The organism is Nocardiopsis sp. SBT366 (genome assembly GCF_001083815.1).
GTDB classification, from domain to species: Bacteria; Actinomycetota; Actinomycetes; order Streptosporangiales; family Streptosporangiaceae; genus Nocardiopsis; species Nocardiopsis prasina.
The window spans coordinates 72,035-93,180 of the sequence record NZ_LAVM01000006.1 but is presented as its reverse complement, the minus strand read 5'-3'; the positions used below and the strand labels follow the sequence as shown (position 1 = coordinate 93,180).

At 69.3% G+C, this 21,146-nt stretch carries 21 protein-coding genes and 1 pseudogene; 7 read left to right on the top strand and 15 right to left on the bottom strand.

Going from position 1 to position 21,146, the window contains the following annotated elements; genetic code table 11:
* The first annotated feature begins 282 nt into the window (after positions 1 to 282).
* The 3 genes from ADX84_RS03105 (at position 283) to ADX84_RS03095 (ending at position 2,341) form a co-directional block, all read left to right on the top strand.
* Complete coding sequence (locus ADX84_RS03105) at positions 283 to 1,059, top strand: hypothetical protein (protein ID WP_049567114.1); 777 nt, start codon at positions 283 to 285, stop codon at positions 1,057 to 1,059.
* Between the two features lie 191 nt (positions 1,060 to 1,250).
* The gene (locus tag ADX84_RS03100) at positions 1,251 to 1,934 is read left to right on the top strand and encodes an HNH endonuclease family protein (RefSeq protein WP_049567111.1); all 684 of its coding nucleotides are present in this window, start codon (positions 1,251 to 1,253) and stop codon (positions 1,932 to 1,934) included.
* 104 nt (positions 1,935 to 2,038) lie between these two features.
* A complete protein-coding gene (locus ADX84_RS03095) occupies positions 2,039 to 2,341 on the top strand; it encodes a hypothetical protein (protein WP_049567107.1) in 303 nt (100 codons plus the stop codon).
* 43 nt (positions 2,342 to 2,384) lie between these two features.
* On the opposite strand, the gene idi is transcribed toward ADX84_RS03095, so the two are convergent.
* From idi to ADX84_RS03065, 6 genes are all read right to left on the bottom strand, one after another.
* Positions 2,385 to 2,987 carry an isopentenyl-diphosphate Delta-isomerase gene (gene idi / locus ADX84_RS03090; protein ID WP_234003824.1) on the bottom strand — a complete coding sequence of 201 codons (603 nt, stop codon included), beginning with the start codon at positions 2,985 to 2,987 and terminating at the stop codon, positions 2,385 to 2,387.
* 110 nt (positions 2,988 to 3,097) lie between these two features.
* A complete protein-coding gene (locus ADX84_RS03085) occupies positions 3,098 to 3,976 on the bottom strand; it encodes a geranyl diphosphate 2-C-methyltransferase (protein ID WP_049567103.1) in 879 nt (292 codons plus the stop codon).
* A 120-nt stretch (positions 3,977 to 4,096) separates the two neighbouring features.
* Positions 4,097 to 5,347 (bottom strand): family 2 encapsulin nanocompartment cargo protein terpene cyclase, encoded by a 1,251-nt coding sequence (locus ADX84_RS03080; protein ID WP_049567100.1) that lies wholly within the window; start codon positions 5,345 to 5,347, stop codon positions 4,097 to 4,099.
* A gap of 31 nt (positions 5,348 to 5,378) precedes the next feature.
* Complete coding sequence (locus ADX84_RS03075; protein ID WP_049567095.1) at positions 5,379 to 6,782, bottom strand: family 2B encapsulin nanocompartment shell protein; 1,404 nt, start codon at positions 6,780 to 6,782, stop codon at positions 5,379 to 5,381.
* A gap of 454 nt (positions 6,783 to 7,236) precedes the next feature.
* Positions 7,237 to 8,727 (bottom strand): cryptochrome/photolyase family protein, encoded by a 1,491-nt coding sequence (locus ADX84_RS03070; RefSeq protein WP_049567091.1) that lies wholly within the window; start codon positions 8,725 to 8,727, stop codon positions 7,237 to 7,239.
* A gap of 44 nt (positions 8,728 to 8,771) precedes the next feature.
* Entirely contained in the window at positions 8,772 to 9,017 is a 246-nt protein-coding gene (locus ADX84_RS03065; RefSeq protein WP_053107239.1) for a hypothetical protein, read from the bottom strand.
* A gap of 417 nt (positions 9,018 to 9,434) precedes the next feature.
* Between ADX84_RS03065 and ADX84_RS03060 the strand changes: the two genes are divergently transcribed.
* On the top strand, positions 9,435 to 9,944 hold the full coding sequence (locus tag ADX84_RS03060) for a TspO/MBR family protein (protein WP_049567088.1): 510 nt from the start codon (positions 9,435 to 9,437) through the stop codon (positions 9,942 to 9,944).
* A gap of 125 nt (positions 9,945 to 10,069) precedes the next feature.
* Positions 10,070 to 10,531 carry a hypothetical protein gene (locus ADX84_RS03055; RefSeq protein WP_049567085.1) on the top strand — a complete coding sequence of 154 codons (462 nt, stop codon included), beginning with the start codon at positions 10,070 to 10,072 and terminating at the stop codon, positions 10,529 to 10,531.
* 60 nt (positions 10,532 to 10,591) lie between these two features.
* Here ADX84_RS03055 and ADX84_RS26545 read toward each other — a convergent pair whose 3' ends face one another.
* From ADX84_RS26545 to ADX84_RS03040, 4 genes and pseudogenes are all read right to left on the bottom strand, one after another.
* Positions 10,592 to 10,825: a hypothetical protein gene (locus ADX84_RS26545; protein WP_049567083.1), complete on the bottom strand. Its 234-nt coding sequence runs from the start codon at positions 10,823 to 10,825 to the stop codon at positions 10,592 to 10,594.
* A gap of 276 nt (positions 10,826 to 11,101) precedes the next feature.
* Positions 11,102 to 11,800 carry a caspase family protein gene (locus ADX84_RS26540; protein WP_234003823.1) on the bottom strand — a complete coding sequence of 233 codons (699 nt, stop codon included), beginning with the start codon at positions 11,798 to 11,800 and terminating at the stop codon, positions 11,102 to 11,104.
* Positions 11,800 to 11,988 (bottom strand): hypothetical protein, encoded by a 189-nt coding sequence (locus ADX84_RS03045; RefSeq protein ID WP_156208016.1) that lies wholly within the window; start codon positions 11,986 to 11,988, stop codon positions 11,800 to 11,802. Before ADX84_RS03045 ends, ADX84_RS26540 begins: the two co-directional genes overlap by 1 nt.
* 691 nt (positions 11,989 to 12,679) lie before the next feature.
* A pseudogene (locus ADX84_RS03040) lies at positions 12,680 to 13,889 on the bottom strand (PLP-dependent cysteine synthase family protein).
* A gap of 242 nt (positions 13,890 to 14,131) precedes the next feature.
* Between ADX84_RS03040 and ADX84_RS03035 the strand changes: the two are divergent.
* Positions 14,132 to 14,509 (top strand): HNH endonuclease, encoded by a 378-nt coding sequence (locus tag ADX84_RS03035; RefSeq protein ID WP_053107237.1) that lies wholly within the window; start codon positions 14,132 to 14,134, stop codon positions 14,507 to 14,509.
* Between the two features lie 59 nt (positions 14,510 to 14,568).
* Here ADX84_RS03035 and ADX84_RS03030 read toward each other — a convergent pair whose 3' ends face one another.
* From ADX84_RS03030 to ADX84_RS03015, 4 genes are all read right to left on the bottom strand, one after another.
* Complete coding sequence (locus ADX84_RS03030) at positions 14,569 to 15,336, bottom strand: hypothetical protein (protein WP_049567078.1); 768 nt, start codon at positions 15,334 to 15,336, stop codon at positions 14,569 to 14,571.
* Positions 15,333 to 17,210: a hypothetical protein gene (locus tag ADX84_RS03025; RefSeq protein WP_049567076.1), complete on the bottom strand. Its 1,878-nt coding sequence runs from the start codon at positions 17,208 to 17,210 to the stop codon at positions 15,333 to 15,335. The genes ADX84_RS03030 and ADX84_RS03025 overlap by 4 nt, the downstream gene beginning before the upstream one ends.
* Before the next feature lie 229 nt (positions 17,211 to 17,439).
* Complete coding sequence (locus ADX84_RS03020; protein ID WP_049567073.1) at positions 17,440 to 18,285, bottom strand: hypothetical protein; 846 nt, start codon at positions 18,283 to 18,285, stop codon at positions 17,440 to 17,442.
* A 116-nt stretch (positions 18,286 to 18,401) separates the two neighbouring features.
* Entirely contained in the window at positions 18,402 to 19,112 is a 711-nt protein-coding gene (locus ADX84_RS03015) for a Crp/Fnr family transcriptional regulator (protein WP_049567070.1), read from the bottom strand.
* A gap of 316 nt (positions 19,113 to 19,428) precedes the next feature.
* Here ADX84_RS03015 and ADX84_RS03010 point away from each other — a divergent pair, with 316 nt between their 5' ends.
* Positions 19,429 to 19,764, top strand: a complete 336-nt coding sequence (locus ADX84_RS03010; protein WP_049567067.1) for a hypothetical protein — start codon at positions 19,429 to 19,431, stop codon at positions 19,762 to 19,764.
* 41 nt (positions 19,765 to 19,805) lie between these two features.
* Here ADX84_RS03010 and ADX84_RS03005 read toward each other — a convergent pair whose 3' ends face one another.
* On the bottom strand, positions 19,806 to 21,110 hold the full coding sequence (locus tag ADX84_RS03005; RefSeq protein ID WP_049567064.1) for a DUF5685 family protein: 1,305 nt from the start codon (positions 21,108 to 21,110) through the stop codon (positions 19,806 to 19,808).
* Positions 21,111 to 21,146: the final 36 nt, after the last annotated feature.

Sequence of the window (21,146 nt, the reverse complement as noted above, 5' to 3'; positions counted from 1 at the left end):
GTGAAAGGCATCGTTTACCGCGACCCCGGTAAGAAACGATCAGGTGACGGAAGTTACAGGTGTGACTGGTGGGACCGTGGGTGTCCGTGACCCCACTCACAGCGACCGACCGGAGTGCCCACCCGGCGCCTCCACCCCGGTACCCCGATCGCCGATTCCCCTGAGCCACGGCCGGGTGGAGGGCTCACCTCGGCTTGGCCGGGTCCGGACACACGCGCAACCTTCTCGCCGGGACGGCGGTCCGACACGGGTGAACGAACCCCCGACCCCGAAGGACTCCCCGTGCGCCAGAGGACCGCCCTCGTCCCCTTCCTCCCCCTCGCGCTGCTCCTGCCACTGACCGCCTGCGATCAGCAGATCAACGTCACCGCCAGTGACCGCCTGGAGTCCCTCCTGCCCTCCGGATCCGACTACCCGGCCGGGTACGACGTGGAGAGCGTCGACATGGCCGAGCTGGACGGCACCAGCACCTCCGGCACCGACTTCGACTCCGTCGAGCCCCCCGAGTGCGCGGCGGCGATGAACGAGGGCCCGGCCGACCTCCCCGAGGAGTCGGCCGAGGGCGCGGGGCAGGTGGCCGTGAACTCCCGCTCCGGGCCCTCGATCTACACCTACGTACTGGTCACCGGGGACTTCGACGAGGCGGACCTCGACACGTCCGCGTACGAGTCGTTGCTCGACACCTGCTCGACCATGACCGTGGTCAACGAGGGGGTCGAGATGGAGGCCACCCTGCGCTCGTCCGACTCCCCAGCGCTCCCCGACGACGGCGGCAAGTTCGTCATGGAGATGACTGCGGACGGACTGAACATGGCGACGTGGACCGCCTGGGGGCAGATCGAGGACGTCCACTTCATCCTGATCCGCATGGACCTGGACACGGGCGGGGACCTCTCCGCCGGAGAGCTCGCGGGCGAGTGCGAGGGTGACTTCCGCGAGTTCCGCGAGTGCCGGGAACGCGTGACGCAGGAACGCGCACGGGAGGCCCTGGACGAGGCGGACACCGAGTTCGACGAGTTCCTGACCGTCGCCCTGCGGGAACTGGAACAGGGTGTGTGAAGGCGCGGCCGCGATGGATCGGGCGCGCGGTCGATCAACGGCGCCAGTGGGCAACGGTCGTCCACCAGCGCCGTCACCGCGCCGCAACCGGACCACGGAACGGATTTCACTTGGAGGGGTCTGGTCAGACCGCCCTCGAGGCCCCATGGTGTGAGGGTTCGACCGACACCCTCCTCCCCCAAGGAGCAGCGTTGCCCGCGATCCCCCGTACGTTCCCCCTCACCCGCGCGCGCCGGACGGTGGTCGGCGCCCTGTCCGCGCTCACCGCCGCCGCGCTCGTCGCCGTCCTCGGCTGGGCCACCCCGGCCCTGGCCCACCACGTCCTGCCGCCCGGCATCCCCTCCGCGTCGGCGGCGCAGTCACAGCTCAACGGCCTGACCGTCCGCGCCAAGAACAACGGCGCGGGCTACGACCGCAGCCTCTTCCCGCACTGGGTGATCATCAGCAGCCCCTGCGACGCGCGCGAGACCGTCCTGCGACGCGACGGCCACACCGTCCAGGTCGACGGCAACTGCCAGCCGACCTCCGGCCGGTGGTCCAGCGAGTACGACGGCGTGTGGACCGACAACGCGTCCTCGTTCGACATCGACCACATGGTGCCGCTCCACGACGCCTGGCGGTCGGGCGCCAACGGCTGGTCCGCCGCCCAGCGCCGCGCCTTCGCCAACGACGTCTCCTCGCCCCAGCTGTGGGCGGTCTCCGCCAGCAGCAACCGCTCCAAGGGCGACCGGGACCCTTCGGCGTGGATGCCGCCGCGCACCGCGATCCACTGCGACTACGTCAAGGCCTGGGTCAACGTGAAGCACCGCTACGGCCTGTCCGTGACCAGCACCGAGAAGTCCTCCATCCAGGGCACCATCAACTCCCGCTGCTGACCCCCGACGATCCGGGCCGGTGGACGGTGGTCCACACGGCCCGGACGTGTCGCGGTGGCGGAAGGGGGCTTCCGCACGGTTCACCGGCTCTGCATGATGGTGCGATGAGACGCTGTGATTTCTGCGAACTCCCCCTGGACGGCGGCTGTGCCTGCGCGCTCAGAACCGACCGTCGTCGCGGCGAGGCGACCACCGTGAGCGAGATCCACATCCACAGCAGCGGAAAGGCGCACCTTCCCGGCTGCCAGCACCAGTACCCGAGCGGGGTCAGCGCCCCCAAGTGGGGATGGGTCCTCGACGCCGATCCCTCCGTGTGGCGCCGGATCAGCGAGGGCTCGCCCCTGAGGGCCACCCACGGCAACACCGACCGGGTCGCCACCAGCCGCTGCAAGGACTGCGACGTCTGATCCCCCGGTTTCCGGTCCGGGTCCCACCGCCCCGGCCTCCGGATCACCAGCCGGCAGTGGCGCCCAGCTCCCGCAGGGCGGGCCGCACGGCGTCGAGGACCGTCGGGAACCACACCGAGAACTCCGCCGTCCCGCGCAGCCGCTCCAGTCCGACGGCGTCCACGTAGCACGTCTCCGCCACCTCCTCCGGGTCCGGCCGGGTCTGGCCCCGGACCACCCCGACGAACAGGTGGTTGAACTCGCGTTCCACGAGACCCGAGACCGGGTCCGTGTGGTGGTAGCTCACCGTCCCGGCCGCGCGCATCAGGGTCGGGGCCACCCCCAGCTCCTCGCCCGTGCGCCGGGAGGCCGCCACGAAGGGGAGTTCGCCCGGTTCCGGGTGACCACAGCAGGTGTTGGACCACAGGCCCGGCGAGTGGTACTTGGACAGTGCCCGGCGCTGGAGCATCAGGCGACCCCGTTCGTCCAGGAGGAAGACCGAGAAGGCCCGGTGCAGCTGGCCCGGGGCCCGGTGCGCGGACAGCTTCTCGGCGGTGCCCGTCGTCGTCCCGTCCTCGTCGACCAGTTCGAGCATGATCGGCCGGTGCTCGTCCCGCACGGTCTCGTTCACGGACCCGGGGACTCCGGCATGGGTGTCGGTGGTCATGAGCGCCCTTCGTGTTCGACGGTGTTGTGGCGTGCCGCGTGGTGACGACGGCCCGGGCCGGGGCCCCTGAGGGAGGGCGCCCCGGTCACCGGGCCGTGCGTGCGGAGGGGTCAGACCTTGTCCGCCGCGATGAGCAGGTAGTGGAAGCTGCCCTCCTTGTAGGCGGCCAGGAAGGGGTCCTCCACGCCGGTCGCGACCTGCGACTGCGCGCGCAGCTCCCAGTACGGGATGGTCGCGGCGGTGAGGTCGACGACGTTGATCGGCACGAGGTTGTTGGCGGCCATCGCCCGGAAGTACTCGCTCCGGGGGTGGATGTTGCAGGTGTAGTGCTCGTCGATCCGGCTGACCGCCTTGGAGCGGCCGCCGGTCACGTCGTTGTAGCAACCGGTGATGGTGACGTAGCGGCCACCGTACTCCAGGAGGCGGGAGTGCTCGCTGAACAGCTCGAACAGGTCCACGTACATGGTGGACTCGTTGTTCCAGCTGGCCCGCATCGAACCCGTCTCGAAGCCGGTGTCCAGCATGTTGCGGAAGTGGAAGCGCACCTTGTCGTCCACACCCCGCTCACGGGCCTGGGCGTTGGCGAACTCCACCTGCTGCTCGGAGATGCTCACCCCGTCCACGTGGCAGCCGAACCGGGCGTTGGCCATGAAGCTGGTGCCGCCACGGCCGGAGCCGGTGTCCTGGATGCGGTCGTCCGGGGTGATGTCACCGAGGTGGTCCAGGAGCACGTCCGCCTGCGCGGTCTCCAGGCGGTGCATCTCCTCGATGATCCGCTGTTCGCGTGTCTCCTCGGGGCCCTCCAGCACGGAGGGGTCGTAGTCGCCGATCCCGTAGTGGTGGTGGAAGAGACCGTCGACCTCACCCAGGCGGATGTTCACGGGGTCCTTCTCCGCGTTCCAGTAGTCGGCGACGGACTGCTGGTAGGCGGTACGCAGGACCTGGCCCTGGTTCCGCACCGGGTTGTGAGAGGGCATGGTCGTGGTCATCGTGTTGCTCCTTGTCATGGTGGTGTTCGTCCTCGGTTCGGGCGCACCGCGTCAGCGGCGCACACCGAACCGGAGCGGGGGCACGCGCCCCCGCTCGGAGGGGTCTGGGATGCGGTGGGGTCAGGTGGCGGAGGCGCCGTGGTAGCGCGCGGTCCGCGCGTGCCACTCCCGGCTTCCCCCTAGCCAGGCCCACACGCCGGCGAGGAAGCGGCGCAGCTCCGGCGAACCGGCGAGGGCGAGCGCGGCCGCCTCGGCCTCGTAGGTGTGCATGATCTCGTCGTGGATGAGGACGGTGCGCTCGATGGCCTCCTGCTCCGAGCAGTTCTCCTCGGTGGCGATCAGCCGCGGGACGCTGAAGTCCGAGGGGTCCTCCTTGCCCATCGAGTAGAGGTCGTTCACGATCACGCTCGCCGACCCTGCCAGGGTGAAGACCCTCCGCACCCGGGGGTCGGCGAACTCGGCCTGGGAGAGTTCGTAGCCGGCGACCGCGTCGATGAGCACCATGCAGGGCACGAAGCTGTTCTCATGCCGGTGCATGAGGAACTCCCAGACCGGGGGACGCTGGCCGGTCGCCGCCCAGACCCCCTCCTGGTTGTAGGCCACGAACATGATGGCCAGCTCGTGCCGGAGACGGCGTACCTGTGCGGCCGAGGCGTAGTCGGACAGGTTGTCCAGGGCGGCGCGCAGCGCCACCATGACCGGGTCGGCCTGGACGACCTCCTCCAACTGCGGTGCGTAGCGCAGCGGCAGGTGCGCCTGGTCGATCACCGAGTGGGCGATCGCCAGCCGCTGCCCGAGCAGTTCGGGCTGGGCCTCCTCCACCTCACCGTCCATGTAGTGGTCGTCCACCGACCACTCGGAAAGCGCGCACTTGGCCGCGGCCAGCAACCGTTCAGGGTCGTCGCTCTCGGGGTGGGCGAGCATGATGAGGCGTCCGAAGTCGCAGGCGCGCACGCGGTCGAGCTGGCCGGGGTACACACCGACCTCCTCGGCCCACTCGACCAGGCGGTCGTTGACCTCCTCCCCCAGCGCCGGGTCGTCCCGGACGGCGGGAGGGCAGTAGAGCACGGGGACCGGTGAACCGCCGTCGCCCTGCGGGAGTCCGGGACCCGCGGGCGAGGCCGGAACCAGGGTGGCGGCCCGCTGGCCCCGCGGCTCGGAGACGGGCGGCCGGTCGGGCAGCAGGATCCGGGCGGCGGAGGTCCCCAGCCCCGAGGGCCCGCCCGGCAGACGGGGTCCGCGAACCGGTCTCGCGGACGTCGCGAGCAGGTCGGCGTTCCCGGGGCGTTGGGGGTCGAGCAGCAGCGACCGCACCAGCTCCGCCGTCGAGTGCCCCGCGCTGGTCGAGGACATCCGGGACAGCAGTGACACTCAGTCCCCCTTCCCTGAGGGTGTGGACGGCTCAGGCACGGGGGCGGACCTCGACGTTCTCCAGGACGCCCAGGGCGTCCGGGACGAGCACGGCGGCGGAGTAGTAGGTGCTCACGAGGTAGGAGATGAGCGCCCTGTCGTCGATGCCCATGAACCGGGCGTTGAGGCCGGGCTCGACCTCGTCGGGCAGGCCGGTCTGGTGCAGTCCGATGACGCCCTCGTTGTCCTCGCCCGTACGCACGGCGATGATCGAGGAGGTCTGGTGGTCGGAGATCGGGATCTTGCCGCAGGGCAGGATCGGCACTCCGCGCCACGCGGGCAGGTGGTGCCCGCCGACCTCGACCGTGCCGATGTTGAGGCCCAGCTTGTTGCACTCCTTGCCGAAGGCCGCGATGGCCCGGGGGTGGGCGAACATGAACTGGGTGTTGCGCCGCATGCTGACGAGGTCGTCGAGGTCGTCCGGGGTGGGCGGGCCCGAGTGGGTCTGGATACGCTGGCGGAAGTCGGCATTGTGCAGCAGTCCGAAATCGCGGTTGTTGACCAGCTCGTGCTCCTGGCGCTCGCGCAGCGCCTCGATGGTCAGGCGGAGCTGCTGCTCGGTCTGGTTCATCGGCTTGTTGTAGAGGTCGGCGACCCGGGTGTGCACGCGCAGCACGGTCTGGGCCACGCTCAGCTCGTACTCACGGGGCTTGAGCTCGTAGTCGACGAAGGTGCCGGGGAGCTCGACCTCACCGGAGTGCCCGGAGGAGAGGGCGATCTCGGCCTCGCCGTACTTGTTCTGGCTGTGCCCCGGTGCCGACAGGTAGCCCTGGACCTGGGCCTGGAGGCTGGGAGAGTCGTCCAGGAGCGCGATGAACTCCTGGCGCGGAAGCTCCAGGAGGGTGCCCGCGGTCGCCGCCTTGACGGTGAACTCCCACGTGGGTTCGGTCTCCAGGAGGTACCGCTCGCCGAACTTGTCGCCGTCCGCCAGGACGCCGAGGCGGTTGGTCTCCCCGTAGGCGCCCTCGCTGGTCTTGTGCACGCGGCCGTGTGCCAGCAGGTACAGGTGGTCGGCGGAGGAGCCCTGCTGGGCGAGGACCTCACCGGGCCCGAACTCCCGCTGGGTGAAGCGCCGGGACAGCGCCTCCAGGACCTCGATGTCGTCGTACCCGCGCAGCAGGGACAGCTCCCCGAGCTCGCGCGGGATCACGCGCACCTCGGAGCCGTTCTGCTCGAAGTCGATCCGGCCGTCGCCGATGGTGTAGCTCAGGCGACGGTTGACCCGGTAGGCGCCACCGTCGGTCTGGACCCACGGAAGAGTCTTGAGCAGCCAGCGGGAGCTCTTCCCCTGCATCTGCGGAGCGGACTTGGTGGTGGTGGCCAGGTTCCGCGCGGCCGCGGTCGCCAGGCTCTGCTGATCGCTGGTCCGAACCTCGGGGGCTGAGTCGATCGACATCGGAGGTGTCTCTCCTCATGGTGGTCGCGTGTACCCGCGCGGCGGTTGGGCCGCGCGGGACTGAGAGGGCGAGGGGACACGAAACGCAGGGAGGAGCCCATTCTCGAGCGCTCCCGAACCGTCCCCCAAACCGCGGCTCACTTTACGAGAAACTCCGTCGCGAAATCACAGGAACCTCTTTTTCAGACACAAGAAGGCCTTCCCACCACACTCCGATTCCCAAAACGGACTTTCGAGGCACATCGCCTCACCCCAGAGCCCCAACATGCCGCATGAGCAGCACCAACAGAACTTCCCCCCGCCCCCGAAGACGTCGGAGACATTATCCCCCAAGGCACCCACAAAAGACCAAAGATCCACCCGAAGACCGCATTAAGCTCGCATCCAGGACCACCGAACTCCCGCGTTTTCGGTCACCCCAGAAACCACCCCCAAAGCCACAAAACACCCAGGACTACTCCCGTTGCCGCTCCTGCTCGACGAGTGCCTCGAGGTCCGGCAACCGACGCATCGTCGCGAGGGGTTGCGCCATTCGGTGGTTGCCCGAGAGCACCTCCTCGTTGCGCCTCATCCACGCCCAGTACCCGGCGGTGAACGGACAGGCCCGGGGCCCCACCCGCACCCCGGGGTCGAACCGACACGAGCCGCAGTGGTCGCTCATGCGATGGATGTAGGCACCCCCGGAGGTGTAGGGCTTGGTCGCCACCTGTCCCCCGTCCGCGTACTGGCTCATCCCGATGACGTTGGTGGCCATCACCCAGGGGAAACCGTCCACGAACGAGGTGGCGAACCACTCGCTCAGCCGCTCGGGCCGGTAGCCCCGCTGGAGGGCGTGGCTGCCCAGCACCATCAACCGCTCAATGTGGTGGGCGTAGCCGCGCTCCCGCAACCCCGCCATGGTCTGGCTCAGACACCGTGCCTCGATCCCCTCGGAGTCGAGCTCGCGCCACCACCCCGGCAGCTCCGTGCGCACACCGAAGTGGTTCGACCGCAGGTAGTCGGGCCCCAGATGCCAGTACAGGTGCCAGGTCCACTCGCGCCAACCGAGGATCTGCCGGACGAACCCCTCGACCGAGGCGAGCGGTGCGGTGCCCTTCCGATACCGGCGCTCGGCGGCCTCGACCACCCTGAGCGGGTCCAGCAGACCCAGGTTCAGCGGGACCGACAGCAGCGAGTGCGACATGCTCCAGTCGCCCTCCAACATGGCGTCCTGGCGGGCGCCGAACGTCGGCAGCCGATCATCGAGGAACCGGCGCAGCGCCCGCCCGGCCTCCGCGCGGCCCACCGCGAACAGGCGGGGACCGTCCTCGCCCACCACCCTGCTCCCGGTCTCCCCGCACAGGGCGTCCAGGTCCCGGCGAACCCCCTGGTCAATGGCGTTCTCCCGCGGGTGCCACGGTGCTGGCACCCCCAATGTCGCGGCCCTGGGCGGTCCCTCACGGTTGCTCTTGTCGAAGTTCCACCCGCCACCCACGGGCCCACCGTCGGGTTCCAGCAGGACACCGAACCTGCGGCGCTGGTCCCTGTAGAAGTCCTCCATCCGGAAGCCCGACCGGCCCTGCACCCACTCGGCGAACTCGGCCCTGCCCAACACGAACCCCGGAGTGGGCAGGACCTCGCCGACCAACCCCTCGTCCCGCAGGCTTTCGACCAGTGCCAACGCGGCGTGCGACCCGGGTTCGTGCACATCGACCGCCTGGCCGAACCGGCGCAGTCCCTCCCGGTAGGTCGCCGCCCGGACATAGGTGACCCGGGTGCCCAGGTCCCGCGCCAACCGCCGCATGGCCGCCAGGACCAGGTGCAGCTTCTGCCGGTGGTAGGGCCTGCGCCGCAGGGCCAGTTCGGACTCGATCAGCAGGATCGGTCGGCCCCGGTTCCGGTGGGTGCCGTGGAAGTGCCCGCCGAGCTGGTCGCCGAACAACCACAGAGGCCTGTCCTGGGTCATGTGCACCCGTTTCCTTCGATGTCGTGGGTCGTGTTGGGACGCGCTCACATGGCCTTGCGACCGGACCGCTGCGGGCGACGCGCTCCGAAGGCGCTCAGCGCGCACAGCACGCCGAACCCGCCCGCGACCACCAACGCGGCGCAGCGGTCGGCGTCGGTGGGCAGGCCGGCGCCCATGATGAGGGCGTCCCCGAGATCGGAGGCCACCCGGATGGCGATCGCCGTGAGCAGGGGCCACCCCGCGGGCGCGAACACCATCGCGAGGCCACAGGCCAGGTCACGCAGGAGCATGGTGCGGGTGAGCAGGGCCAGGTCCGGGTCGGCGCCCCGTGGGACAGGCCGATCGCATCGGTCATCACTTCGGGGCTGACAAGGACGAGAAGGGCGTACCCGACGGTGATCGCACCCATCACTCGGGGGAACGCGCGCAGGAGGGCTCCGCCCACGCTCCGACCAGCGGTGGAGTCCCGCTCCCGCAGGCTCTCCCTCGACGGCCGCATCGCCCATGGGGACAGTATGTGGCCGACTCCGCCTTGGGAGTGGGAGGCACAGAGGCGGGACGCTGCGCTCCGGGACGTGTACTCTCTGACACATAAATGTTTGGAAAACGAGTTACTCGGTATACGAGTAATCAGCCGACGGTGTCGGCGCCGCCACTCAGGGCGCCAGCCGACCACAAGCCAGCGCTCCTGCGCTCGAAGGGAATCCATGACCACCGCCACGCCCAGATTCACCCCGTCGACCACGTCCGCACTCCTCGCGGCCCTGGTGTTCGCCGCCGCCGTGACCGCGGCCGCGCTGGTCGGTGTGCTCTCCAATCCCGGAACCGCCGGGGACTACGCGGCTCTCCAGCAACCGTCGTGGGCACCACCGTCCTGGCTGTTCGGCCCGGTGTGGACGGTGCTGTACGCGATGATCGCCGTGTCCGGCTGGCTGGTCTGGCGCCAGCGAGGCTGGCAGGGAGCCCGCACGGAACTGTCCCTGTTCGCCGTCCAGTTGCTCCTGAACGCGGCGTGGTCGCCGCTGTTCTTCACCGCCGGACTCCGGGGAACCGCCCTGGTCGACATCGTGCTGCTGTTGGCGGCCCTGGCGGTGACCATCCTCCTGTTCGCCCGCGTGTCCCGTTGGGCCGCGGCCCTGCTGGTGCCCTACTGGGCCTGGGTGGCGTTCGCGACCGCACTCAACTTCTCCATCTGGTCGCTCAACACGGGGAGTTGACCACCGGCCGTCCGACTCCGTGGCCCGCCGCCGCGTACCGCTCGTCTCCGCCGCCGTGCGAACCTGGGCGTGGGTGACAAGCAGTCACACACCCGCACCGAACAGGACCGAGACCGGAGGCGACCATGGCGTCGGACGGACAGGCCACGCAATCCACGGCACTGGCCGCCATCGAGGAGTTCCTCACCGGCCGCCTGGAGAACACCCAGGGCGCGGCTCGCGCCGCGCGCGCCTCGGGCGGCGATCCAGGCGGCACCGGCAGGGAGGTGGAGCTCCTGCGCGCCCGGGACCTGTCCGACTGGCAGGAACGGGGTTTCCTCAGCCACCTCAACGCCGCCGCGGTGATCGAGGAGTACTACGGGCGCAGGATCACCAAGGCCCGCCGCGACCTCCGGCGCGAACGCCCCGAACGCGGGGACCGGTATTCGGGGGTTCGGGACGCCTACCGGCGCGTCCGCGAGGAACGCGACGACGTCCGCGCCTGGCTCCTGGAGCAGGGCTGGGACCCCGACCTCACCACCACGTTCTCCGAGGAGGCGGGCGGGGTCTGCGGCCACTACTGGAACCGCGACCCCGAACAGCCCTGACATCGCCGCCCTCGCCCGTTGAGAGCGGGGGGCCGAGACATTCCAGGAGCTCGGCCCGGCTCAACCGCCGATGAGCTCGCCCGCCACCGTCTCGGGTTCGGCAAGCCCGTCCTCATCCATCACGAACACCGGGCGAGTTTGGCTGCGGCCACGGCTGCGCTCGGACCGCTCCGGATCGAAGAGCACCGCCGGATAGCCGTAGCGCAGGGGGCGGCCCTCGTCGACCGCTTCCCGCGCGAAACCTTCCGCCCTCCCGGTCAGTCTCCACCGATCCTCCGCTCTGCGCAGGAGCACTTCTCCATTTCGCAGGCAGCGGCGTCCCACCCGCTCGCGTCCGGCAGTGCTGGAGCACGCTCTGCTTCATCAGGCAGTCGCGCAAGTATTCGAAGGAGGATCCCCGGCCCCAGACACCGCCCGCACGGTGCCCGCAGTGGCCCGCCTCCCTTGTGGGAGCCTCCGTGCCTTCCTCCCCAGTACTCCCCGCTTCCCTGGTTCCGGCCCGGGCCTTCGGCAAATCAGCAGCGGTCGCCGCCCCCGTGTGCCGGACCAGCACCAGTGAACTTCGCACACCTAGCGACGAGACGGTGACGCGTTGACCCTCGACGTGGTCGGCCTCGCGGTGGATGTGCTGGTAGAGGTCGACCGCGTCGATCCACCCGTCGCCGTTGGAGCCGGTAGCCGCCCTCGCCAGCCCGCGCACCACAGAGGCACTGAACGGAGACGGACGCGCGCCCGCGCTGTTGTCGCCCTCTCGAACCAGCTCGAAAGCGCACGAGGTCGCGATCGCGTAGGTCCCCGCACCACGCTGAGCTCACGCTCCAGATGAAGAGGTTCAGCCTCCCCGCCACCGTCGGACCGGGTCACGAAGCTGTCCGCGAAGGCCCCTCCATGGCAGCAGTTCAGCAACAGCACCTGGCTGACATCCGGGAGTCCTCCAACAGCCGTTTGAGGACGTCCGCGGCAGCACGGTCGTCTCCAGGAGCCTCCGGCGCGTGTCCCGGAGGACCAGGCGCAGCCGCCCCCACTTGTCTTGACCCCGTGCCCTGAGAACGAAACGGGCTGGAGGTCGTCGGGCTTGCCCTCCGACAGCGCCGCCTCCAGGGCCTCCGGGGCCTCGTTGCGGCCGGGTTCCAACAGTGGCTTCACCCGGACGTAGTACCCGTTCGCTTTGAGGACTCGTTCGATGGTGTAGATGTCGGCGTGCGGTGAGTCGAGTGGGCCTGGTGATCGTGGCCGTTGGCACCCTGTGAGGATCGCCGTCCGGCGCATCAGTCACCGTCCTCAGCGGTCCCATGGGGCTTCGCTCCCTCGTTCAGCGCCCGCATGTAGGCCTCGACTTCCGCCATACCCACGCGACCCTCCACAGTGACCTTGGCGTCGCCGAGCTGCACTTCACCGACCGCTGACCTCTCTGTTCGATCCACTTCCCCAGCAGCGTCCACCAGTCCGGTGAGCACGGGCTTGAGGAACGCCCCCGCCAGCAACACAGCCCCCACGAGCAGCGCGGGGTCAGCCTGGTCCTCGCCTCGGGTTCACCTTCCGTCACACCCACCTCGTCGACGCCCAGGTCCTCCAGCAGGAGTACCAGGTCCCGAGTGTGCTGTTCCGCCTCTTCCTCCGTGACGTCCACATCGAAGTCGACCCTGGCCACAAGCTCGGTCGGCTCCACGCGTGCGATCCCTATTCCCTGTCAGGGGCCGCTCAGCCACGACCCGCTGACGCTCCGCCGCGGAGGTTTCCCAGCCGGATACGTCGTTCGGCAGGGACTCTCGGCTCCACTGACCGGAAGCGGCAATGCGGCATGGGCGGGATTCGCACTCGACTCGCGCCAGACAGCAGCAGTCGATGGATCACAGCCAGGACGAGGCTCAACCCCGCAACGCTTCACGAGGTCTTCCCGACCACTTGGTCCGAGCGGTTTCAGATCCTTGCCGGGCCCCGGCAATAGCCCCCACAGTCTCCGAAACTAAGTCACGCCCGGTATCCGGGAGGCGGTCACTTTCATGAATCCACGGCGGAAGAACAGGTGACGGCCGGTGGACGATCCCTGGTCACCACGCCCGCACCGTGCACATGGCCGGGCGGGCCCCGCGATACCGCGCGGGCCCGCCCGCCGTGCGCGTGGCGCCTTGCGCACGGAACCTCGGCTCAGGCATCCCTCGCGGCGGGCACGGCGGCGACCACCGGCTCGCTCCAGCGGCCGGTCGCGAGGAAGTCCTCCAGCGCCTTCGTGTAGGGCACGAGGTCCAACTTGAGCGTCTGCTCGACCCATGTGTCGTCGTAGTAGCTCTTCATGTACCGCTCGCCCTGGTCGCACATGAGCATGACCACGCTGCCCTGCTCACCGTCGGAGAGCATCTCCGCGACGATCCGCGACGCACCCCACAGGTTGGTCCCGGTGGAGGGACCCGCACGGTGACGCAGGCGTGACAGAAGCAGGCGCATGGCGGCGATCGAGGCGGCGTCGGGCACCGAGATCATCCGGTCGACGACGGCGGGCAGGAACGAGGGCTCGACCGTCGGGCGCCCGATCCCCTCGATGTGTGAGGGGCTCCCCTTGATCCACGTCGAGGGGTCCTGCGGCCACTGGCTCTTGGGGTGGCCCTGGTTGGCCACCCAGTTGGGGAAGAACGCGGAGTTCTGCGGGTCCACGACGCACACGCGGGCGTCGCGACGACTGAAGCGGATGTGTCGGCCGATGGTCGCACCGGTGCCGCCCGGTGCCCGCTCCCACCACGAACCACTTGGGGTCGGGGTGGCGCTCCTCGGAGATCTGCTGGAAGACGGTCGCCGCGACGTTGTGGTCGTCCCGGTGGTCGTAGGCGCGCTCCGCGTAGGTGAACTGGTCCATGAAGTGCCCCTTCGGGGTCTCCTTGGCCAGCCGCGCGGCTTCCTTCTCGATGTCGCCGTCGGGTCCGGGGTTCTTCACCTCGCCCCCGTAGGCCTTGATGAGCTCCACCTTCTCCACGCTGGTGTTCTTGGGCACCACGGCCGTGAACTTCAGCCCCAGAAGCTGGGCGAAATAGGCCTCGGAGACCGCCGTGGAACCGCTGGAGGCCTCGAACACGTGCGTGTCGGCCTCGATCCAGCCGGTGCACAGGGAGTGCAGGTACAGCGCACGCGCCATGCGGTGTTTGAGGCTCCCGGAGGGGTGCACCGACTCGTCCTTGACGTAGAGGTCGATGCCCCACTCTGTGGGGAGGGGGAAGCGGAACACGTGCGTGTCCGCCGAGCGCGTGGCATCCGCGTGCAGCAGGCGCACGGCCTCCTTCACCCACGCCCGTTTCCGCCCGTCGTAGTAGTCGACGATGCGCGTCGTCACGGGCTCCGTGCTCTGCTCGATCTGTGTCGTGGTCATGCGCCGTGAGCTAGCCCTCCTGGCGCAGCGGGGACCCGTCTGGAAGCAAACCGTTGGCAGGAGCCACGGATCCGTCTCCTTTAGGCGAGAACAGCCCGTCTGCGCGATCGGTTTCGGATTCACCGCTTCACATGATCGAGCGGGACCGCGTACGTTCGTCTCTAACGAGTGCGGAGCCCGGAGGAGCCCCGGCCCAACAGCGACCAGAGCCCTCCACGCCGAAGAGCACCAGTTCGCGCAGCATGATGCAGCGGACCAGCGAGGCCTTCAAGCTCGCGCTCCTCGACGCCTACCGGGGGCGGTGCGCTGTGACGGGGCGCGCCATCCAGCCGACCCTGGAGGCGGCGCACATCCACCCGGTCGCCGACGGCGGCCTGCACCGGCTCGACAACGGACTGCTCCTGCGCGCGGACGTGCACAAGCTCTTCGACGCGGGCTACCTGACCATCACCCCGAAGCTGACCGTTCAGGTGAGTCCCAGCCTCCACAGGCACTCCCCCGCCGCAGACGAGTACACCGGCCTGGAGGGGGCGGCCGTCTCCGTTCCTCAGAGGAAGGCCGACCGCCCCCATCAGGACGCCCTCGCCTGGCACACGAGAGAGGTGTTCAAAAGCGACTGACATGAAGCCGGGGCCCTCAGCCGGTCAAGCGCTCATCGAGGGCTGCCCGGGAGGCCGCCTCAGTTGTTCAGCCACTTCTGGCGCAACTGGTCAGCGAGGTCACCGCGTTCGAGCCCCTCCAGCATGGTGGTGAGGCGCTGCAGGACGGGGGGCACCTCCCACTCCTCCAGTCCGCCGAGGAAGGCGTCGAGCACCGGGTCTCCGGTGTCGCCTCGGTGTTCGGTGGTTTCCTCGACCTTCGCTCCGGGAGAACTCATCAGGTCGAGGGCGGCCCCCGCGTTCTCGATGTCGTGCAGCAGGTCGGGGTTCTGCTCGTACCACCACACGCGGGCCACCTGCGGGTCACTGAGCACGTCCCGTTGCAACTCCCTGACCCGGTCCATACGAGCGAGGTGGGCCTTCTTCTGGATCTCGTGGCGGGGACCCACACGTTCGCGTTCGCGTTCGAGGTCGAGGTCCTCCCTGTCGACCGACAGGGCCACGAGAACCGCGACCTCCCTCACCAGTTCGTCGTGGATGCCCTTCTCCTCCGCCAGGGCACAGGCGATCTCCGCCTCGGCGCTCCCCCGATCACCGAGCGAGAAATCGCCGCTGACCCGCTTCGCGATTCTGATCACCTGGCGCTGCAAGAACGCCCGGACGCGGGCCTGTGCCGCGGCCCCGGCCCCGTTCCACGCGATGGTCATCTCGAAGGCGGCGTCGAACCCCATCCCCTCGCAGGCGCTCGGGATGCGGGCCTGGAAACGCACTTCCGTGTCCGGCGGTCGGAAGGCCACGGTCCACACCGGGGGCCCGCCCTTGTCGCGCCTGCGTCCTCGTCCGATCATCGCTGCCTCTCCTCGTTCATGATCCGCCACAGGTCCTCGATTCCGGGCGCCTTGTACGGGTGGGCGTGGCGCCAACGGTTGAGCCACCTCTCGAGGCTCCGTCGGAAGGGTTCGTGCGCCCGGGCGGCACCCCTCAGCACCTCGAAACCGACGTCGCTCGCGTCCCTACGGTCGGACAGAGCGTCCAACCACACCCACAGGACCCTGCCCACCTCGGTCTCGCACGAGGCGGCCGCGCACCAGGCGGACACCACGCTTTCCCATGCCAGCTCACGGGCGCGGAGGGCCTCGATCACCCGTGGCCCGGGCTCGTCACCCAGGGCCAGCAGACGGCAGAGGGCCGAACCCGCGACCACGGCCGCCCGCCCCTTCCTCGGCCCGTCCACCCACTCGACTAGGGACTCCAAAACGATCCCCGTGTTCTCCGTCTCCGTGGCGATGTCCTCCAGGGCCTGGAAGAGCCTTCCGTCCCAGTACGCCGGTACCTTCTCGGCGATGTGACGGAGACGTGTGAGTGCTGTCGCGGGCTGGACCCGACCGTAGACGCGGCAGACCTCGAGCACGGTCCGGTCCCGCAACCGCACACCCGGGGACCGGGCTACGTTGTAGAGGGCCAGGCGCACCTGCGGGCCGAACTCGGGCGAGACCGCGGCTTCAGCGACGGCGGGAATGGCCTCCCACATGAGGGCCGCGGTGTCGCCCCACTCCTCCAGGAGCATGCGCACCGGGGAGAAGTCCCTGTGCCTCCGGGCCAGGCGCAGCCAGCGGCGGGCGGCTTCGAGCCGGTAGCGGCTGTCGAGCGAGGCCACGGCCTCCGGGACCCACTCCTTGAGGAGATCGCGGGTCTCGGGGTGTTCACGCCACAGGTAGTCGAGTGCCTCGTCCGCCGCTTGGGGACGATTGAAGTAGATCCCGCCCTCACGGACGTGTGCTCGTATCTCCCACAGGTGGGAGGTGAGCCCGTCCCCCGAGATGGGTGTGCGCCACAACGGAGGCACGTGCCAGGTCCGGGCCAGTCCCCGGGAGTGGTGGACAATGACCGCCCGTGGTCCGCCCTCCAAAAGGGCGACCGTCGCGAGGAGGACGCGCTGGAACTCGGTGTCCAGGTCATGGTTCCTGAACCATCCCGCGAGATCGTCGGAGTTCTCGACGTGGTCCCGAAGAACGCGCTCGATCCACTCGGCCTGTCCAGAGAAGGAGTCACGGCGCCGACGCGCCTCACGGGCCAGCGAGATCGCCCTCGACGGCTCGGCACCTTCCAGGGCGTCGCGTACCCCTTCGTCCTTCAGCCAGACACGCGCGGCGTCATCGCCGCAAGCTCGGCTCATGGCTCGCCGGAAAACGTCCACGGCACGCGCGGGAGCGTCGATCCGCCACTGAGCCCGGAGGTCGACCAGGAATTCCACGGACTCCGGTTCCGCGACGAACACCAGCGACGCACCCGCTCTCCGTACGTCCGCCACGAGACCGCGCAGGGCCACCTGCTGCGTGTGCGAGGGAAAAGGCAGCTGGGTCAGATCGAGGAGTCTGGAGTCCTCGGAGTCGACGTTGATGAGGCGGACACCGGCGTCGTCCTCCTTGGGGTCGACGGTGAGTTCCTCGATCGAGACCCCGAGCCGTACCGAGGCCAGGGCGTGTACCGCGGTGAAGACGCGTCCGCTTCCCGGCCTCCCGAGTATGACTCCCACACCGTCGGCCCTGAGTTCGTCCTGGAAGGTCGCGTATCCCTCCGGGTCGTTCGTGCAGAAGGTGTTCCGGACCTCCTTGATCCGGTCCTCACCGACGGTGGCGGTCTGTCGCAGCCGTCGCGTGATACCCGCACCAATGTGTTCGTGGTAGTGAACCCCGCCTTCGATCCGGCCCGCGGCGACCACTTGGCCGTGGTTCCTGCCGACGTCGTTCCCCCAGGGTGACGGGCGGCGCCTCCTCCCGCTTCGCTCCTGTGGTTCGGGTGGATCTCCTGGAGACGAGTTCTCCGCGCCTACCTGCGGATCCCGTACGTCTGAACTCTCCCGACCTCCGGGCGGACCGCCGCGGACGTCTCCCGAGCCAGGGGCACCCCCGTTCTCGGGTTGCCGTGGAGTGCCCTTCTCCCGACCCGGCTCACCCGTCATTCGAGGTCACCCCGAAGTTGACCCCGCCGTGAATCGTTCCTCCCTGGACCACCTGTCCGCTGTTGATCCCAATGGAGTTGTCCACTCGGGAGGTGTCAGCGTCCGTCCGGTTCGGGACGGCTCCTTGCGCCTCCAAGAGTTGGGGGTTGTCGGGCCGCCCCTCTCCCCCGTTGACGGTGTTGGGTCCCCAGGAGGGGGTGGGGACGAACAGGTATCCCTCGGCCTGGAAGCTCTTACTCCCGACGGTGGCGTTCACCTGGCGCCAGCGAGAGGGGTTGACGGGGGTGAAGCCGCCGAGGACGACGTCCTCGTACACCCGGCGGGAGACGATGCCAGCGACCAGGGTGGTGTCAGGATCGGTGCGCATGAGTTCCGTGCGGACCGGTTCGGAGTCCAACAGGCGGTGAGTACTGATCATCGCCTCGCCCATGGCATTGACGGGGTCGTCTTCACCGAGGTCGGGCAGGGGTCCGACGTCGATGCTCACACGGATGCGCATGCGGAGTTCGCGGTCGAGGTTGGCCAGGAGAGGCTGGATGCTTTCCAGTTCCTTCTGCAGATTCTCGAGGAGGGGGCTGATGAGGAAGGGCAGGTGCTTTGGGTCGGTGCCGAATACGTAACCGTCGCCACCGTGACGGGGGAACCTCTTGTTCTCCCACACTTGCGCCAGATCGGAGCGGTGAAGGGCGCCCTCCAGCAGGCCCGGGATCAACGCGCCGATCACCTGCTGGTTGCGACCGGAAGTGCGGCTGAAGTTCTCCATGTCGACGGCCAAGACGGCTCGGTAGGGCGGAAGGGGCGAGCTCTTGCCGTGTTCGGGCAGGTCCAGTTCCATGCCGGTTCTCCTCGGGAGGCGTTTCGACTGTCATCCGACTGCGGACAGCCTTCCGTGGGTAACAGCAGTGCTCTGTTCACTTCTGAACACAACGGGAAACCAGTGACACACAACACTCAGGCGCGGCGGCTCCCCAGGGCCAGGGTCTCGAGCCGGGCAAGGTCGACCACGACCACGTACTGCCGACCGGTGCGGATCAACCCGAGCTCCTTGAGCTGGGTGTAGGCGTTGTGCACAGAGGTCCGGGAGAGCCCGGCGAACCCCCCGACCTCCTGCTGGGGCAGAGGGATATGGAGGAGGCGTCCCTCTCCGGGGCGGTCGGGGCCGTCGGTGAGCGGGGGCGGGGTCGGTTCGCCGAGCATCGCGGCCAGGTGCACCAGGGCCGCGGGAAGCCGCCGTTCGGCGGGCAGCCGGGCCAGCTGGACACGGATCTGGTCGCTCTCGTCCTGGCGTTTGAAGACGCTCTCCCACAGCGCGTCCACGAGGTTGAGTTCCCTCAACCTGTTTTGGAAACGCTCGGCGGGAAGATAGGCCGTGCTGCCGCCGCACAGGGCCGTCACGGTGGCGTTGCGGGTCCGGCCTCCGCCCGCGAGCACCGACTCCCCGAGGATCTCACCGTGAGTGCGGAAGGCCAGTGGTGCTGAAGTTCCGTCGGCGTACACCGACTCGACACGCGCCCGCCCGGAGAGGATGAGGTGGACCCCCTGGCCGATGTCGCCCTGGTTGATCAGCGCCTGCCCGGCTTCGAAGGGGCGGTGTGGGGCCGAGGATACGAGCCGGCTCCACAGTTCGTCGCTGACGAGTTCTCCGAAACCGTGCCTTGGCATGGGGGCAGTCCTCTTCTTCTCTTTGACAGGCACTCGGGATTCTCACCCGCGAGGGGCACGGGGTCCCCAGATTGGCCGACTTCGGCCAGAGCCGACCACTACAGACCCAAGTAGGAGGGCGTGACCGGCCAGGGGCGCACCGGGTGAACTCCGTCTACCTAGGGTCAAGGAGGACGAGACTTCGAGTGGCCAACCGGGCCATCGGGCTCGCGCGTGGCGGGGCCTGGAGCGGGCCCGGGGGCAGGTTCTTTTATTTGGTGGCGCGTTGAGCACCGAAAGTTGCCTGAACGTCACCATGCGGGTGCACTGTTAGAGAATGAAGCGCTGCGATTTCTGTGAACTCCCCATCGGTGAGGGGTGCGCCTGTGCGCTGCCCCGGGACTACATCGGTAGCTGTGGGACGGGGACTCCGTTCTCCACCGTGAAGCCGTACCCCTCCAATGACGCCATCCTCATCTCCCTGCGGGGTGTGGCCCACCGGCTGGGCTGCACCCACCAGTCCGAGTCGGACGTCCGGGCCCCGTTGTGGGGCTGGATCAACTACCCGGACCCCCGGCTGTGGCAGCGGATCAGTGAGACCTCCCCTCTGCAGGCCACCGGAGGCAACGTCAAGCGTTCTGCCACCCGCCGGTGCCGGAGCTGCGACCGCTGACGGACACCGGGACGGGCTCCGTGAGACCGTCCCGGGCGCGGTCAGTCGCAACTGCAGCAGTCGCAGTTCTCACAGCAGGAGCAGTTGCCACAGCAGCTGCACGCGTCGCAGCAGGTGGAGCAGGTGTCAGCCACGCACGTGCAGGCGTCGCACCAGGAATCCTGGGGTTCGCCCGACCACGGGCCGGGGTGGGGGTCGCGGCAGCAGTACTGGCAGGTGCAGCACATGAACAGGGCCGCGGCGCAGCCGGTGAGCAGGCCCCGGCCGCGCGGCGGCTCCTGGAGTTCGGGGGTGCCGCAGGAGCAGGCGCCGCAGCATCCGCCCTTTCCGGAGTGCTTCGATCCCTTTCCGCCGTGACCGGAGTGATCCCCGTGTCCGGCGTCGTGGGGGTGTCCGCCGTCGCCGGGGTAATCAACGTGGCCGCCGTGACCCGGGTGGTGACCGTGGCCGGGGTGGTGACCGTGGCCGGGGTGGTGACCGTGGCCGGGATGGCCGCCGTGGGCGAAGGTGCGCTCGACGGCGCGGTGGAGCTCCTGGACCAAGAGCACGCGGACCAGGCGGTCGTCGGTGAACACGGCCTCCCGGAGGGCCAGGTCGACGCCCAGGACGGCGTCGTCGCAGAGTTCCCGCGCCCGGCTGACCGGGGTACCGGTGGCCGTGAGCGGGTTCCAGGCACCGCTGGCCAGGTCCTCCGCCCGGTCCTCGACCGCGTCCAGCAGGTGCGCCACCCGGCCGAAGAGGCGTCCCGCCTCCTGGAGCGGGGCGGCGTTGCGGGGAATGCCCGCCAGGGCGGCCGTGTGTGCGAAGGCCTCGCCGGTGGCCTCCTCGGTCGGTCGGGTGACGGTCAGGACGTCCGTGCCCTCGCGGGCGGAGAGTTCCGCCTCGCGTTGGCGGTCCACCACTGAGACCAGGGCCCTGCCTTCGAACCCGAGTCCGTTGCCGGTCCGCTGGGCGCCGTTCTGCCAGCGCGCCGCCACGCGACCGGCGACGGCGCGCACGCCGGGGCGGGCGTAGGCGCCGTCGCCGTCCTCGATGTGGTCGCTGATCTTGGCTGAGGCGAGCATCAGGGAGACCGCCGCGGCCAGGTGGGCGCCGGAACCGTCGGCGACGTGGGCCCCGCGCATGCCGCGCAGGAGGCAGCGTCCCGCCGCACGGGTTCCGGCCTGGTCGCGGGACTGCGCGGCGGTCAGGACCGACACGACCAGGCCGTCGTAGTTGGTGGCGACCCTGGAGGCCTGGCCGTGGTCGTCCCGAAGGGCGAGGCACAGCCCGCACATGTGGGACATCCACTCCCGTGCGAGGTCCTCGGACAGACTGTGACGACAGGGCCGCAGGATTCCGAACACGAAACCGACACCTCTTCTCCCGGTGCGCCGAGCGCG

Coding starts and splice junctions, on each gene's coding strand:
- ADX84_RS03085 (WP_049567103.1), bottom strand. CDS start 3,976: ATGACCACGACCATGCCCTCTCACAACCCGGTGCGGAACCAGGGCCAG.
- ADX84_RS26540 (WP_234003823.1), bottom strand. CDS start 11,800: ATGCGCCGGACGGCGATCCTCACAGGGTGCCAACGGCCACGATCACCA.
- ADX84_RS03065 (WP_053107239.1), bottom strand. CDS start 9,017: ATGCTCCTGCGTGACCTGGCCTGTGGCCTCGCGATGGTGTTCGCGCCC.
- idi (WP_234003824.1), bottom strand. CDS start 2,987: ATGACCACCGACACCCATGCCGGAGTCCCCGGGTCCGTGAACGAGACC.
- ADX84_RS03060 (WP_049567088.1), top strand. CDS start 9,435: ATGACCACCGCCACGCCCAGATTCACCCCGTCGACCACGTCCGCACTC.
- ADX84_RS03055 (WP_049567085.1), top strand. CDS start 10,070: ATGGCGTCGGACGGACAGGCCACGCAATCCACGGCACTGGCCGCCATC.
- ADX84_RS03035 (WP_053107237.1), top strand. CDS start 14,132: ATGATGCAGCGGACCAGCGAGGCCTTCAAGCTCGCGCTCCTCGACGCC.
- ADX84_RS03015 (WP_049567070.1), bottom strand. CDS start 19,112: ATGCCAAGGCACGGTTTCGGAGAACTCGTCAGCGACGAACTGTGGAGC.
- ADX84_RS03075 (WP_049567095.1), bottom strand. CDS start 6,782: ATGTCGATCGACTCAGCCCCCGAGGTTCGGACCAGCGATCAGCAGAGC.
- ADX84_RS03095 (WP_049567107.1), top strand. CDS start 2,039: ATGAGACGCTGTGATTTCTGCGAACTCCCCCTGGACGGCGGCTGTGCC.
- ADX84_RS03070 (WP_049567091.1), bottom strand. CDS start 8,727: ATGACCCAGGACAGGCCTCTGTGGTTGTTCGGCGACCAGCTCGGCGGG.
- ADX84_RS03030 (WP_049567078.1), bottom strand. CDS start 15,336: ATGATCGGACGAGGACGCAGGCGCGACAAGGGCGGGCCCCCGGTGTGG.
- ADX84_RS03010 (WP_049567067.1), top strand. CDS start 19,429: ATGAAGCGCTGCGATTTCTGTGAACTCCCCATCGGTGAGGGGTGCGCC.
- ADX84_RS03020 (WP_049567073.1), bottom strand. CDS start 18,285: ATGGAACTGGACCTGCCCGAACACGGCAAGAGCTCGCCCCTTCCGCCC.